At 37.1% G+C, this 13,864-nt stretch carries 14 protein-coding genes; 11 read left to right on the forward strand and 3 right to left on the reverse strand.

Annotated elements, in window-relative coordinates; genetic code table 11:
* Positions 1-40 precede the first annotated feature (40 nt).
* The 4 genes from KDJ85_RS09285 (at position 41) to KDJ85_RS09300 (ending at position 3,044) form a co-directional block, all read left to right on the forward strand.
* Positions 41-532 (forward strand): GNAT family N-acetyltransferase, encoded by a 492-nt coding sequence (locus KDJ85_RS09285; protein ID WP_225819411.1) that lies wholly within the window; start codon positions 41-43, stop codon positions 530-532.
* A gap of 169 nt (positions 533-701) precedes the next feature.
* Positions 702-1,160, forward strand: a complete 459-nt coding sequence (locus KDJ85_RS09290) for a YaiI/YqxD family protein (RefSeq protein WP_225819412.1) — start codon at positions 702-704, stop codon at positions 1,158-1,160.
* Positions 1,161-1,277: 117 nt separating this feature from the next.
* The gene (locus KDJ85_RS09295) at positions 1,278-1,922 is read left to right on the forward strand and encodes a LysE family transporter (RefSeq protein WP_225819413.1); all 645 of its coding nucleotides are present in this window, start codon (positions 1,278-1,280) and stop codon (positions 1,920-1,922) included.
* Positions 1,923-2,000: 78 nt separating this feature from the next.
* Complete coding sequence (locus KDJ85_RS09300; protein WP_225819414.1) at positions 2,001-3,044, forward strand: transketolase-like TK C-terminal-containing protein; 1,044 nt, start codon at positions 2,001-2,003, stop codon at positions 3,042-3,044.
* Between the two features lie 38 nt (positions 3,045-3,082).
* Here the strand turns inward: KDJ85_RS09300 and KDJ85_RS09305 are convergent, their stop codons facing one another.
* Positions 3,083-3,520 (reverse strand): MarR family winged helix-turn-helix transcriptional regulator, encoded by a 438-nt coding sequence (locus KDJ85_RS09305; protein ID WP_225819415.1) that lies wholly within the window; start codon positions 3,518-3,520, stop codon positions 3,083-3,085.
* Positions 3,521-3,716: 196 nt separating this feature from the next.
* On the opposite strand from KDJ85_RS09305, the gene aceE reads away from it, so the two are divergent.
* A complete protein-coding gene (gene aceE, locus KDJ85_RS09310) occupies positions 3,717-6,392 on the forward strand; it encodes a pyruvate dehydrogenase (acetyl-transferring), homodimeric type (protein ID WP_225819416.1) in 2,676 nt (891 codons plus the stop codon).
* A 70-nt stretch (positions 6,393-6,462) separates the two neighbouring features.
* Here the strand turns inward: aceE and mnmH are convergent, their stop codons facing one another.
* Positions 6,463-7,548, reverse strand: a complete 1,086-nt coding sequence (gene mnmH / locus KDJ85_RS09315; protein ID WP_225819506.1) for a tRNA 2-selenouridine(34) synthase MnmH — start codon at positions 7,546-7,548, stop codon at positions 6,463-6,465.
* A 186-nt stretch (positions 7,549-7,734) separates the two neighbouring features.
* On the opposite strand from mnmH, the gene KDJ85_RS09320 reads away from it, so the two are divergent.
* The gene (locus tag KDJ85_RS09320) at positions 7,735-7,998 is read left to right on the forward strand and encodes a YjbD family protein (RefSeq protein WP_206086030.1); all 264 of its coding nucleotides are present in this window, start codon (positions 7,735-7,737) and stop codon (positions 7,996-7,998) included.
* A gap of 118 nt (positions 7,999-8,116) precedes the next feature.
* Here the strand turns inward: KDJ85_RS09320 and KDJ85_RS09325 are convergent, their stop codons facing one another.
* A complete protein-coding gene (locus tag KDJ85_RS09325; protein ID WP_225819417.1) occupies positions 8,117-8,368 on the reverse strand; it encodes a molecular chaperone in 252 nt (83 codons plus the stop codon).
* A gap of 576 nt (positions 8,369-8,944) precedes the next feature.
* Here KDJ85_RS09325 and KDJ85_RS09330 point away from each other — a divergent pair.
* The 5 genes from KDJ85_RS09330 (at position 8,945) to KDJ85_RS09350 (ending at position 13,854) form a co-directional block, all read left to right on the forward strand.
* Entirely contained in the window at positions 8,945-9,667 is a 723-nt protein-coding gene (locus tag KDJ85_RS09330) for a type IV pilus major pilin (protein ID WP_225819418.1), read from the forward strand.
* Positions 9,668-9,730: 63 nt separating this feature from the next.
* A complete protein-coding gene (locus KDJ85_RS09335; RefSeq protein ID WP_225819419.1) occupies positions 9,731-11,356 on the forward strand; it encodes a type II secretion system protein in 1,626 nt (541 codons plus the stop codon).
* A gap of 14 nt (positions 11,357-11,370) precedes the next feature.
* Positions 11,371-11,820 carry a TcpQ domain-containing protein gene (locus KDJ85_RS09340; RefSeq protein ID WP_225819420.1) on the forward strand — a complete coding sequence of 150 codons (450 nt, stop codon included), beginning with the start codon at positions 11,371-11,373 and terminating at the stop codon, positions 11,818-11,820.
* Between the two features lie 15 nt (positions 11,821-11,835).
* A complete protein-coding gene (locus KDJ85_RS09345; protein WP_225819421.1) occupies positions 11,836-13,308 on the forward strand; it encodes a type II and III secretion system protein in 1,473 nt (490 codons plus the stop codon).
* A 3-nt stretch (positions 13,309-13,311) separates the two neighbouring features.
* Positions 13,312-13,854 (forward strand): hypothetical protein, encoded by a 543-nt coding sequence (locus KDJ85_RS09350; RefSeq protein WP_225819422.1) that lies wholly within the window; start codon positions 13,312-13,314, stop codon positions 13,852-13,854.
* The last annotated feature ends 10 nt before the right edge of the window (positions 13,855-13,864 follow it).

The raw sequence follows: 13,864 nt of genomic DNA on the forward strand, positions 1-13,864 counted from the left end.
AATTTTAATAAAATAAGTTTAAACAATAAGAGGTTATAAAATGCACAAGCCAATATTTAGGCAAGCAACACTTGATGATATCGATACGTGCTTCGCGATTGAAATTGAATCGTATGAAGGCGATGAGGCAGCGACAAAAGAAAAAATCGCAACACGTATAGCACAGTATCCTCAAGGTTTTTTATGCATGGAAGTGGCTGGTGAAATCGTTGGCTTCATAAATGCTGGATGTGCGTGGGATGTGGTGATGTCCGATGAAGAATTTAAAGAGCTTATCGGTCATGATGCACAGGCTCCGAATGTGGTCATTATGTCTGTTGTGGTTCACCCAAACCATCAAGGAAAGGGTTATTCATCCATGTTGATGACCGAATTTATTGCATTAATGCGAAAAAATAACAAAGAAACTATTCATCTAATGTGCAAAGAACGTCATGTGGATCTGTACAAACATTTTGGCTACCAATATGTCAAACCTTCTGAGTCAGATCACGGTGGAATGACATGGCATGAAATGGTCATGGTGCTTTAGCTATCAAATGAGAACCAAGTTTATTTCAGATTAATTGTTAATATTATCCGTGATAAGCTTGGTTGATATAACTTTAAATTAAACCCTACCAAAATCACTTCAGTGCTTTTTCTTGCCGTTATCGTGTTATGATATATCCATAACATACCGCTAAGTTTTGGATAATATAATGGAAATATGGGTTGATGCGGATGCGTGTCCTAAGGTTATCAAAGAAGTTTTATATCGCGCAGCTGACAGAGAAAATGTGCAAATTACATTTGTTGCCAACCAACGCTTGTCAGTTCCGCCATCTCGTTTTTTAAAAACCTTACAGGTTCCTGCGGGCTTTGATGTCGCAGATAATGAAATCGTTCACCGCGCCCAAAAAGGGGATTTAGTGATTACTGCAGATATTCCCCTTGCTGCCGAAGTGATGGAAAAGGGGGCTTCTGCATTGAACCCTCGCGGCGAGCGTTACAGCGATGCGACTATTCGCGAACGTCTGAATATTCGTGATTTTATGGATACGATGCGGGCAAGTGGTGTACAAACAGGAGGCCCTGCAAGCTTAAATCAACGGGATCGCCAACAGTTTGCAAATGAATTAGATAAATGGCTATTGCAACGAAAAAAATCGTTAAGCTAATCATATTTGATATCGACTAAATACCCTGATTTTGCGCAGTAAATCTGTATTTTAAAATAGAGTTGATAATAATTTCGTGTCTATAATAGAAAACCCTAAATTTTCGAAGACAAAATTATGGATCCGTTACATAGCATTATTATCACTCTATTTTTATTTATACTGACGTTTTTTAATCCTGGTGCCAATTTATTTATTGTTGTTCAAACTACGCTTAGCTCAGGAAAAAAAGCAGGGCTGACTTGCGGTTATGGCGTCGTTTTAGGCAATGCCATCTATTCAGGGTTAGGATTATTTGGGCTTGTGACCTTAATGTCTGAATTTGGTGTTTTGTTTTCGTTAATTAAAATACTTGGCGGGTTATATTTACTGTATTACGCGATTAGCGTTTTTAAAAATAAAACCCAACTAACTTTATCCACTGAGAATACGACTGAATACTTCCCTAAAGGTGTATATTTTCGCCGTGGCTTAATTTCGGATCTTTCGAACCCGCAAACTGTATTGTTCTTCATGAGTATTTTCTCAACCACTATTTCCCCCTCAACGCCGCTATGGACAAAGCTGGTGATCTGGTTGGGGATTGTGTTGGCTTCATTGATATGGCGGATTATTCTCTGCCAAACATTTTCTCTTTCATCGGTTAGACGGCGCTATTCCCGTATTCATAAAGTGGTTGGGAAAGTGGTCGGGTTGATTTTAGGTACATTGGCAACAAGACTTATCTATCAAGGTGTTACAGAAATAATCATTAAAAAGTAGGCGGTGGGCTTCATTTGACTTCGTCTTATTGTTGCAATTACAATCATTGTAAATGCAATTAAATAAGGCGAAGTACTAATGCTTATCCAATCAATGAAAATGCCTATGGCAACGGCACAAACTCAAGCAGCAGCGAGTTTATGTTTACAACATATTAATCAGGTAGCTACTGATTACGCTAATCTACCAAGTTCTCCAGCAAGTTTGCTCCATAAAGCGATTAAACATATCGGCGATACTAAACATAAGAACGCTGCTATTTGGGTTATTAACCAAAACAGCGTTACGGGGCAGCAAGAAACGGCATGGCCAATTTGGTTTAATAGCCAAGAAACCTATGAAAAGCCCCTGTTTTATTTTGTGAATACTCCCTTAATTGAGCAGTTAAGTGCACTTGAGACAGAAACAAACCATAAAGGGATTTTTCTCAACTGCATCGATACAGGTGAAAGTTATTTACCCAAAGGCGTTTATCCGTGGTTTCCATTGAAATTGGCCTCGATGGAAAATTGGCTAGCTTATGATATTGCGAATGCACAAGAAGCTGCAGCGATTGCCCAGCAAGCGTTAACACAGCTGTACTTAAATGGTAATAAGTTATTGGTGTATATGGCATTACACAGTGTGCATCAAACAACCGAACCTTTATCTGAAGACGAAGCAATAGCTGCATTTAAAGGTATGTACCCGTTATCACGCAGTGTGCCAAAAATTGATATTCAATTGTGCGGTGCGGGTAAATCACTCGAAAGAGTTAAACTGGCAGCTCAATTATTGAAAACACAATGGGGCATTGAGTCTGCTGTGTGGAGTTGCCCAAGTTATACTCGGTTGGCGTTTGATGCGAAACAGCAGTTTGCTTCTTCTCACCTTAACCGCTGTCTAGGTAATGCCAAAGTACCCGTCATTGCTGTAACGGATTACTCACACCATATCGCTAAGCAGATAAAACCATTTATACCACGAGGATTTATGGCGCTGGGCTCTGACTCTATCGATAAAAATGGCATTATTTATCCATCAGTAAATTGGATTGTGTTGTGTGCATTGAAACAACTTTATGAGGCAAATCAGATCTCTGTCGCCATGTATGAAGAAGCGATTGAAAAGCTAACCTATTAGACTATCGCGGTATCGTGAATTATACCGCGATGTTTGCGTTAATCTTTTGCGCTCAAGGCTGCCTTATCAAGGGCATTGGCAAAATCGTTGATTTCAGCTTCGCTAAATTGATTGAGAAAATGTGTTTTAACCACTTCTCGGTAGATCTCCCACATCTGTTTGCGAAGCTGTTTGCCTTTTTCCGTAATTGTGGCAAAAGATGCTCTTCTGTCATCATCTGAACGAGAGCGAATGACGAGCGCTTCCTTTTCTAAACGGTCAATTAAACGCGTTAGATTATAACGTTCAATCACCACGACATCTGCCAATTCATGCATTCGACGTGTTCCATTTTCACCACTTTCCAAGCCCCATAGAACATCATACCACGCATAAATAGGTAATTTTGCTTCGGAAAGTTTAGCTTCAATTTTTCTGATGATGATCCGATGTGCGCGGACAAAGGAAAACCACAAATCCGCTTGTTGAGTTTTCATATGGCCTTTTTTCATTAAAGGGAGTTAGTTGCAATTGCAATTATAAAAGGATAAAGTCTTTTTTACTAATATTGCATATGCAACTATACCGTAGGTTATGATAGTGATCGCAACTATAGCAATTGCAATTAAAAGGTCAGTATTCCAGTTTGAGACGTAAACCTGCCCTGATGGGAAAGTAGATTTGGGAGAAAGTATGAACCACACAACAATAGAAAAAGATGTTGATCCTCAGGAAACCGCGGAATGGCTTGAGTCCTATGAAGGCGTTACTGAAGCTGATGGCCGTGAGCGCGCACACTTCTTGCTTAATAAAATGGCACAAGCAGATCAACGAAAATACGGTGATTTTCAGAGCATTGTGACCACACCATATATCAATAGTATTTCCGTCCATAACCAACCTGAATACCCAGGTAATTTAGCAACTGAAGGGCGGTTAAACGCGTATATTCGTTGGAATGCGATGGCGATGGTGCTCCGCGCGGGGAAACACTCTAATGTGGGAGGGCATATTGCAACCTACCAATCAGCAGCAGTGTTATACGATATTGGTTTTACTCACTTTTTTAGAGGTAGAACGAATGATTTCGCTGGGGATATGGTGTATATCCAAGGACACTCTGCACCAGGAATTTATGGCCGCGCCTATTTAGAAGGAAGAATTGACGAAGAACAGCTCGATAATTTTCGTCGTGAATCAGTACGCCGTGGTTTATCGTCTTATCCTCACCCGCGTTTAATGCCTGACTTTTGGCAGTATCCGACGGTATCGATGGGGCTTGGGCCACTAACCGCTGCATATCAAGCGCGTTATATGCGTTACCTTGAATATCGTAACCTTAAACCTCACCAAGGCCGTAAAGTTTGGGCTTTCCTTGGGGATGGGGAGATGGATCAGCCAGAATCCTTAGCGGCGATATCACTAGGTGGACGAGAAAAACTGGATAATTTAGTGTTTGTCGTGAACTGTAATCTACAAAGACTCGATGGCCCAGTGCGTGGTAATAGTAAAATTATTCAAGAGCTTGAGTCGGTATTTAAAGCGGCTGGTTGGAATGTCATTAAGGTTATTTGGGGAAGCGCTTGGGACAAACTACTGGAAAAAGACACTACGGGCTTATTAATGCAACGAATGATGGAGTGCGTTGATGGTGATTACCAAACATTCAAATCACAAAGTGGTGCTTATGTGCGGGAACATTTCTTTGGCAAATATCCAGAATTGCTCGCACTTGTTGCGGATATGAGTGACGATGACATTTGGAATTTACACCGTGGGGGGCACGACCCTGAAAAAGTCTACGCCGCTTATCATCAAGCCGTAAATACCAAAGGTAAGCCATCTGTCATTTTAGCCAAGACAGTAAAAGGTTTTGGGATGGGCGAAGCGGGTGAAGGGCAAAATATCAATCACCAATTGAAAAAGATGAGCCAAGACGCAGTTAGAGCCTTCCGTGACAAACTCAATTTGCCTGTGCCAGACGAGCAATTAGAGGAAATCCCGTATCTTAAACCTGAAGTTGATAGCCCAGAAGCGCTCTATATTAAGAGTACGCGCCAAGTATTGGGGGGCTATATTCCAGCACGTTTTGGCCAAACAAGCCCCGTTGTTATTCCGCCATTAGCCAGTTTTGCTAATTTATTCAAAGGCAGTGGGGAACGTAATATGTCCACCACAATGGCATTCGTAAATATTTTGAATGTGTTACTCAAAGATGCCGAAGTTGGCAAACTTGTAGTTCCAATTGTCCCTGATGAATCGAGAACTTTTGGGATGGAAGGGTTATTCCGTCAAATTGGTATTCACTCTTACTTAGGGCAACTTTATACCCCACAAGATGCAGGTCAATTAAGTTACTATAAAGAGGCAAAAGACGGGCAAATTCTGCAAGAAGGGATCAACGAATCTGGGGCGATTTCTACATGGATAGCCGCTGGAACGGCATACAGTAACCATGATGTGCCAACCATCCCTTTCTATATTTTTTATTCCATGTTTGGTTTACAACGTGTGGGTGACCTAGCTTGGGCGGCGGCAGATGCGCGTACCAAAGGTTTTTTACTTGGAGCGACCTCTGGGCGCACAACCTTAATGGGCGAAGGTTTACAGCACGATGATGGTCACAGCCATGTTTTATCTTCCGTGATCCCAAGTTGCGTTTCTTATGACCCAGCGTATGCCTATGAATTAGCAGTGATTATCCAAAATGGTATGCAACGAATGTTCGTTGATCAAGAAGATATTTACTATTACATCACACTACTTAATGAGGGTTATCCGCAACCCGCCATGCCAGAAGGGGTAGAAGATGGCATTCTAAAAGGTGCTTATTTATTTCAATCTTATGATAATGCACCTGAAAGTTCACCACGGGTTCAGTTAATGTCAAGTGGCGCTATTATGCGAGAAACCCTTGCAGCGGCTGAGCTTTTATCGAATGACTTTGGGGTGAATTGCGACATTTGGAGTGCAACCAGCTTAAATGAGTTAAGACGCGAGGCGATGAAGGTAGAGCGTTGGAATATGTTGCACCCTGAAGATGAGCCTAAAAAACCGTATGTTCAACAGATGATTGAGCCATATAAAGGGCCATTGGTGGTTGCGACAGACTATATGAAGATCGTGGGTGACCAAATTAAACCGTATGTATCAGACAGAAAATTTATTTCATTAGGTACAGATGGTTTTGGGCGCTCAGATACGCGTGAGGCACTACGCGAATTTTTCGAGGTCAACCGTCATTTTATTGTGGTGGCTGCATTGAAATTATTAGCGGATGAAGGCACGATTTCCCGTTCAGAAGTTAATCGGGCGCTACAACTTTATGAGATAAATGTAGATAAACCGGCACCTGATTCGATAAAATAGCTTTATAAATGAAGGTAAATAGCGCAGCGGGGCATCATCCCCGTTGTTGCTATTTTCAGGAAATAAAAGCTTATTGATTAAGCCACTTCTCAACCTCATGGTAAGTGCCTTGAAAAACAATTCGTGCCTGTTTTTGGCTTAATTGGTAACGATACATTGGATCATAATACTCATGCAATAATGGGCAAAGCCAAGAAAAATGTGACTGTGTTTCGCCAGTAGTTTGCTGATGCTTTAGGGCTATATCCAATAAGTGAGTGAGTTCAGCGGCTCGTTGGGAGCCTAACCGTTTACGAATAGCAAACAAACCGTGGTGTAGATATTCACTGTAATATTGCCATCCCGTCTCTTCACCATATTCCTCAATAAAGTCGTGCGTCATTCGGTCAAAATATTCATGCTTGAGCCGTTCAAGGCGTAATTCAAAAGGGTCATCAATAACTGCGATAGATGCTTTTTCCATTTGTTTTCGTAATGTAACGGGAAGGCTATTTGCACCAATCGCTCTGCCTTCATCTTCAAGCACCCAGCGAGTGTGGTTGCTCGCTTTTTTTAGTTGCTCGACAGCAAGATAATTTTCGAAGGTGGCTTGGGAAAATTGTGCTTGTAAAGTGCGACCGAAAGACGAGCCGCGGTGATGGGCAATACCTTCTAAATCAATCCCATCAGGTTGGTTATGAACCAGAGTTGTTTTACCATTTCCTGTGCATCCACCGATTAAAATAGTCGGACGTAGGGACAACTCATTAATGGCATCAATAGTTGTTTGACGAAGCTTTTTATAACCGCCATTAATTAGAGGGTAGTCTATGCCATTTTCTTTAAGCCATGCCTGTACAATATGTGAACGCATACCACCGCGAGCACAACAAATAAAACCACTTGGATATTGTTGGCAAGCCGTTTTCCATGCGGTGATACGGTTGGCTTTGGTTTCACCACTCACTAATTGATGACCAAGCTCAACCGCTTTATGTGACCCGTACTGTTTGTAGCAAGTACCAACAGCAGCTCGTTCTTCATCATTCATTAGTGGAAGATTTATCGCCGCGGGCATTGCACCTTGTTGAAACTCAATGGGAGCGCGGACGTCAATAATGGGGGTATCAGAAACAAGTATCTGGCGAATATTTTGTAGTGAAGGGATTAATTCCATGATAGTAAAAATACGCTTATCCAAGTAGCAATGCTCAGTACTATACGCTTAATTCCGTATTTTTACAGCTACCGCTGAATCAAAAAAGGCCTATTAAGGCATAATGATTGTCGTTTTTCATATTATGGTTTTACGAATAGTGTTATATTGTAAGTCGGAATTTGAACATGAGTAAGGGGTTGTATGATGAAAATGTTAACTATCCAGGAAATGACAGAAACACAAAAAAACCGAGTGCGAACACGACTTGCACAAGAACGTAAGAAATTAGAGCGTGAATTAACCAACTCTGAGCAAACGAAAGTCAAAAAAGAAATTATTGCGGAAATTTCTAAAGAAGTTGATAAAGAAACTAGAAAAATTCGAGCACAACAGAAAAAAGATAAACTAGTTCCAAGCGATACAACATACAGTTGGTCTTCAAGTAATCATCGACGGGGTTACCGCTAAATTAAATGAATAAATAATATTTTTTTAATTGTTAGTATAAAAGGTAATAAAAGAATCGCGTATTTCATTAAATATGAAGTGCGCGATTCTTTTATCATATACTAAATACTAATATAGGTTATGAATCAAGCCTTGAAACATCGCAAATAATTTTCTCTTTTAATGCTTCAATAAGATAAGAGGAGAAGGATAGCGAGGTATAACCTTCATTTTTTATGCTTTCAAAAGCATCTATATATATCATTGGAACTTGTATTAACTTTGCTTTTTTTAAGTCAGGTTTCATCGGTTTTTCTGTTTTCTGATTCAGCGTGGATTCATGATTAGAAGTAAAGGATGTACCTGAAAAAACTAATTTAGAATATGCCATATTATTAATCTCATATCAATGCTATCTGCCACACAGCTTATTGAGGCTATAGCAATATTATCTAGTAAAAGTAGTAGTTCGGCTAAAATACATGTCATTGTATTAAACTAATGTAGTGTAATTGCAATATCTCAATTACTTAAAATAAGTGTATTTAACCGAATATAGAGTAAAATATATTAATATTACTTATTTGTATATATTTATAGTGATTGTATTTAAATAAATAATGTAAGAGAATGTTTCTTTTTGCTTAAATAACATTAGGAATAATCCTAATATTGATTTATATGCATATCCCCCTATTATTTAAAATATATGATAGCAATATAGTCAGTATATGTAATATTAAGATTAAGTTAATATTTTTCACAGTCTGTTTACCACCTAAATATTTCTTTGAGTAAAACTTTATTGACTGATAAATAATTTAAACTAATAATTATTGTAATGAAGGGAAGTTAGAAGGAACTTAATTAGTAAGAAGAGTTATTGGTTTAATTAATATAGTTTTTGCCTGTAATATAATTTTATAAATTATCAAATTAAATTGGATTAAATTCTTGAGGAATACCTATGTTTAAAGTCTATCAGCAGACACAGAGCTTAAAAATGGAACTACTAAAAAAAATACGTAAACATCACGAAGCTAAAAAACAAAGAGGGATGACGCTATTAGAAATTATCATTGTATTAGGTATTATTGGGACAATTGCAGCGGGTGTTGTGGTATTAGCACAGCGTGCATTTGATAGCCGTGCTGTCTCTGATGTTGTAAGTAATACCAATACCGTCAGAGTTGCGATGAAGGACGCATACCAACGCTCTACGGGCTATCCTCCTTCAACAGGTGCGGCGAGTGGTTATAATGTCGATAATATTAAAGAAACAGCAACGTCTAAAGAGTCAATTGCACGGCTTGTTCAATTAGGTAAGTTATCTATTGATGAAGCACGTAATAGTATTTCAAATGACTTCCTAAATATTGGTGGTGCAAAAACAGCTGCAGCACAATCTGAAACAGGCCTTAAAGGTTTTGTAATTGAGCTTAATGGCTTAAATCAAGATCAATGTCGTAATATTATTTCCCAAGTGGGTAATCAGTGGGATTATGTTGCTATAGATTCAGCCGCAGCGGGTACATACAGCGTTACTACAGCTGTAGATATGTCAGTTGTTCCTACTGCGAATATTTTACGTACATTAAATGCAGATGGAAATAAAAATATTACGCCAGACGTAGTTGCTGGTGTATGTACCGACAGCCCTGAAAACTCGGTTATTTTAGGTAGCCGTTAATAATAAGCAGTAATAACTTGCTAAAGAACCTCCCTGTAATTAGGGAGGTTCAAGAGAATAAACATGAGAAATAATAGAATAGCTGGTTATTCATTACTTGAAGTTATAGTCGTTCTTGGAATAATTGGCGTAATAATGATCCCATTGACAAGATTTATTATTAATAGAATTGAAGATAACCATAGGCAACATATTTCAGATGCTGTCGCTGATGAGGTTTATCGATTTATCGATTTTATTAATAACGACGAATTAGAAAAAGAAGATAATAATTTCATTCGTAATCCTTTATTTCAAAGCAATCAAAAAAATGTAAATTACAGCAAACGAACGGGTAATTATAAAATTGAAGATGCAATCACGAAGGATGGTAAACATTTTAATTGGGGCCCAGGGAAGGACAGTGATAGAGATTTGTTTATTGATAAAACATGTAAAGGAAGTTTGTTAGATATTTCATTAAAAAAAGAATTTTTAAAATGCACAATAGATGCATTACTTGTTGAAAATCCTGATTTCTCTATTGAAAGAGTTGACCTCGTTGGCGATGAAGTAAAAAAAACAATTGAACGCGTAGATTTTATCGTTTTATACCACCCAATTGAGGATAAGCAGGGTTTATATATTGAGTCCTTCTATGGCAATTTTAGTGAGGCATTTAAAAATAAATTTTTATATTTAACACAGGCAAGTTTTGTTAAAAAAAATCGTTCTATGGCTAACACTGGTTGGGAGCTCATTAAGGTAGATAACGAGAACCTTCAGTTTGGTAATTTGGCATCTCATGCTGAGCTAGTCAATAATCAAAATTTTGATTATGGCTTAAGATTTAGTTTCAATATTAAGGCTGGAAAGTTTTTAAGATCTGACGGCTCGGTGAATGCCGACAAACTATGTTGGAACACCAAAACCAATCAATATGGTCCATGTTTAAAAGCTAAAGATGAAAACACTTTAGTATTGACGAGTGGTAAAACAGATAACGAAGAAAAATCACCGACGCTTTGCTGGGACAGGGAAAATAAAACAAAAGCGACATGTTTAGCGTTAAAAATACAAGATCCTAAATTTCCAATTACGAATGCACAATATCTTCCTGAAAGTAATTTTATGCTAACGGATACAGATAATAAGGGAAATGAAGTTACGGGCACATTGGTTGCCAATATCATCATTGAAGATAGCCATTATGACGGTAATAAATTAATAAAGGAATATCGTACTGTACCAGAGGTGAGTTATCACAACTTTACGGGGAATGATGAAAAGATGATCGTGGATGAGAATTATACAGGAAGTGTTGAAAATGAAGAGGGTAAAATTATTATTCCACAAAAATTATGTCCAGTAGTACAAAATGTTAGGCTATGGCCGCGGCTCACTGTTGCTGTTTCATCGATGATGCCCGTCGTATACGAAAAGGATAAAAAATTAGATATCGATCTTAGTAAGGAATATAACACGCGAAAAAATAAAATCACGAATGTGGGGTTAGCGGCAGGTGTTGTTTTACAACCCAAAAATAGTGTTCACAATGGTAAAAGTGTGTGGATGATTACTGCTTCTCTAGGGGTCAATAATCCTGCACTGGCAGAATCAAAAACATATATTAATCCAAAATCGTTATCCATTATGGCCGTTGAATGGTGTAGTTCAATTAAAGGGGATTACGGGACGGCATATGATTAAAAGGTACAAGTAAGATGAAATATAATTATTTGATTATGTTATGTGGTTTTACGTTAAGCAGTTTTGCAAATACAGATATAGAAGTGCAAGAGTGGATTAATTTAAAACCGATGAAAGAAATAAAAGCAATAGTGAATGAGCCCCAAATTAACGATCAGCATAATAAAGAAATAAACAGTGAAGAAATTTTAGTAGGTGCAGAAAATAAAGTTGATGCTCTTAGTGAGTTAGTATTGAAAAAGAATGAACTTCTCAGCCAAAGTGTTGAAGACTGGGCTCGGTTTAATGGAATTGATTTTATATGGAATAGCCCAAAAGATATTGTGGTTTTTAATGAAATAAAAATTGATGGTAAGAACAAAATTGAAGTTATGGAAAAACTGGGTAAGCAATTATCTTACCAAAAAGCAGGGTTTCACCTTAAATTTTATGAAAAAAATAATGTTCTTGTTATAGATAACTAATAAGTAGAAACAGCAATGAAACTAAATAAAATAATTTTTTTACTAATTCCTTTTTTTATTCAAGGATGTAACAGCTTTTTTGAAGAAAAATATGATGAAAAAGAGTTGCTCGACCGTGTGACAGGATTGCAAGATATCAATGATAGTAAGCAAAGTGCATTTATGTCATTAGATTCACCTTATTTGGGAAAAGAGGTTGATTACGATCGCCAACAAAAAAAAGTCTTGGACAAGGAAGTTTCATTAACTTCTTATTCGCCAGTTAATATCTATACGGTAATGGAAATGCTTGGCGAGCAAATGAAAATTACGTATAAAATTGATGCAAACACGCCTGGTGAAACTGAAAATCAAGTACCTGGCGAGGAAATACTTAAGAGTACGGTTTATACGATTAACTTTAATGGTGATTTAAAAGAGTTTATTAGTTACCTGTCTAATTTATATGATGTAAATATACAGCTAAAGAAAAATAATTTACTCGAAGTTAATTTGTATACAAATTATGCTATTAGCCTTGATTACTATGGTAAAGATAATAATTACGAGGCTAGTTTAGATATCTCAAATAATGAGGCCGCTTCTTCTAGTGGATTAAAAGGTAAATCGACAACATCGTTTAAATCCTCTTTTTGGGACGATGTAAAAGATATGATGGATAAATACATTTCATCAGGTGTTTATAATATATTCCAAGATTCTTCAATATTGACGTTTGTTGGCCGCCAGTCGGAATATGAGCACGTAAGTAAAGTGCTAGAGCAATACAAACAAGCAAATAACCGTCAGTTTGTTGTGAGCTATAAAATTTATATTATTGATAAAGGGAAATCAAAAAATCTCGAAGCTGAATTAGGCTTTTCTTATAATAGTGGAGGAACTCAAATTGGCTTCAATCAGCATTTGTTGACAAAGCTTACTGGGAAATTAAATGCAAATTCTAATTTCCATGGTGGAGAAGATGCAAAATTCCGGTTGGCTAGTCAATTAGATGCTGTATATAAGTTAACGGGAAGTAAAATATTACAAAGTGGCTCTTTTATTACTCGTAATAATATGCCAATACCATTGAATCTAACAAAAACACATCATTATGTTTCAGGTGTAACCAGTACCAAAAATGCCAGTATGGATATCACAGAAAGCCAATTAACAACGGACCAGATCGTAACGGGGAGTAGTTTTATCATTACGCCTAGAGCACTATCTGATGGAAAAATCGAAGTGGCTAGTGGCTTTACGCGTAAGAATTTAATCAGTATTGATAAATTTGATGGCGTTCAATTACCGAATTTTACAACAACAGAAATGTTTAATACTTCAACGATTAAACCTGGTGATTTACTGATTGTTGGCAAATATGATGAAGATAGTGACTCCGATATGCAACAAGCTGGTATTTTTTCAGGGATATTAAATGGAGAAGATGCAAATTCAACTGTGATTATGATTGTTGGTATAGATAACTATTTTTCAGTTAATGAGTAAGTTATGACATTAAATGAATTGCTAAAAAAGAAACTAGCGATTAATGGTATATGGGTTGACTCTTCTCAGATTAATGAACACCGGCATCGCTTCTGGCTAGAGTCAACAAAGAAAAAGTATAAAAAAATACGTTATCAAACACAAAACGGTATGAAGGAGGTTTTATTTCCTCGGCATGTTAGAGTTTATGAAATTTTAGCTTTGTATATAAAAGAGTTATATGGTGATGGTTTTTTTTATGCACCAGTAGTTGAAAATGATGTGACCAATTATTATTTAATTTGTATAAAAGATGATTGTATAATTTCACCTTCGGATACCATTATTACTGAAAGCATGCTCACATACATATTAAATCAAAAAGATAGTTCCGAATATGCATCATTGAATATTACTGTTTTCAATAATGAAATATTTAATGCCATTTATGAAGAGTTTAAAGCTCAGGAAGAAAAATATCGTATAAAGTCATTTAAATTATACACGTTAATATCAATATCTGTTCTTTTATTTACTATGGCTGTTTTTATTTTATTTCTATATTAAGGATATTAAT

The sequence above is a fragment of the Providencia vermicola genome (genome assembly GCF_020381325.1).
Lineage (GTDB): Bacteria > Pseudomonadota > Gammaproteobacteria > Enterobacterales > Enterobacteriaceae > Providencia > Providencia vermicola.